Here is a 279-nt window from a genome sequence, read left to right on the forward strand (position 1 = left end):
CCTCACGCCCGATTTAAGCAGTGGAAAAAGCGGCGAGAAAGCCTGATTGCTCGACTTTGAGCGGTTCAAAAGGTTACGGATGACGCCGCAAATGAGAGTGAAATAAACCAAGCATTAACCATTCCGCCGGTAGATTGCAGCCTATCGCCGGCGAAACTTGGCAGGCTGGAGTTTTGTTTCGAGACGCGCGAAGTGCGTATCAACGGCGCGTTTCTTCCGCTGACGAGACGGGAGCTGCTGATTCTCGAAGCCTTGCTGCGACGACAGGGCAGAACAGTG

The 279-nt window shown here is 54.1% G+C and carries 1 pseudogene; it reads left to right on the top strand.

Annotation, left to right across the window (positions count from 1 at the left end):
* Positions 1 to 150: 150 nt before the first annotated feature.
* Positions 151 to 279, top strand: a pseudogene (locus tag EN874_RS34765) (DNA-binding response regulator); the annotation flags it as partial.

The sequence above is a fragment of the Mesorhizobium sp. M1D.F.Ca.ET.231.01.1.1 genome (assembly GCF_003999155.2).
In the GTDB taxonomy this organism is placed as follows: domain Bacteria; phylum Pseudomonadota; class Alphaproteobacteria; order Rhizobiales; family Rhizobiaceae; genus Mesorhizobium.